Origin of the sequence: Streptomyces graminilatus (genome assembly GCF_001418565.1) — a bacterium.
GTDB classification, from domain to species: domain Bacteria; phylum Actinomycetota; class Actinomycetes; order Streptomycetales; family Streptomycetaceae; genus Streptomyces; species Streptomyces graminilatus.
In genome coordinates this window covers 1-887 of the sequence record NZ_LIQQ01000820.1, presented here as the reverse complement: position 1 = coordinate 887, position 887 = coordinate 1, and the positions used below count along the sequence as shown (strand labels likewise).

Genomic DNA, 887 nt, shown 5'->3' with positions numbered 1-887 from the left:
CGGTGGGCGAGGCCGACAGCGCCGTGCGGCGTCTGCTCGGTGCCCTCCTCAGCGCGGCCGACGCAGCCGATGCGCAGTTACGGCCGGCAGGTGCCCGGCACAGCGGCCGTGACGGGGCAGTCCGTCGTTCCCCGCCGGAGGACGCCGTGGCAGGTGACGTGTGGGAGGCCGTCCATTGGTTCGAAGCCGAGCGTGCCGTTCTGGTGGCAGCCGTCACCCACGCTCACGCTCGCGGGTGGTGGGAGCTGTGCTGGGAGATCACCGACGCGATGAGCATCGCTCTTGAGCATCAATGGCGCTGGGACATCAGCGGTCAGGTCCACGGGCTCGCTTTGGACGCGGCCGACCGGCTGAGGGATGGCCAGGCCCGTGCCGCACTGCTGCGCAACCTCGGCGAAGCCCTGCGCGACGGCGGCGATGACCTGGACAGGGCCGCAGAGTGCTTCAGCGAAGCGATCGCTCTCTTCCGCAGCTCAGGCGACGCACACGGCGAAAGCGACGCCCTGGGCAACCTGGGAATCCTGCAGCGCAGCAAGGCGCACTGCGGGAAGCCGAGCGAACCCTCACCGCGGCCGAGCTGCGCTTCCGGGCCCTGCCACTGGAGCGCGGGCTGGCCTGGACCCTGCGGGAAAAGGCGGTGATCAGCTGGCACCACGCTCGATACACCCAAGCCCTCGCTCAACTCGACGAAGCCCAGACTCTGTTCGCTGCCAACGAGGAAATCCGTGGCGTCGGCTGGATCCTGCGCACCCGCGCCGATACCGAGAAGGAGAGCACGACGGGCGGCTGCCCGCTCCCTCGCCGCTGGTATGGAGGCCCTTGGCCCGGATGCCCCGCCACGAGTCGTCCTGCACAGGATCCGCGATGGGCCGCGGCCCGCACCCACT

The 887-nt window shown here is 70.3% G+C and carries 1 pseudogene; it reads left to right on the top strand.

What is annotated here, in order from left to right:
- A pseudogene (locus tag AOK08_RS41880) lies at nt 1-641 on the top strand (hypothetical protein); the annotation flags it as partial.
- Nucleotides 642-887: the final 246 nt, after the last annotated feature.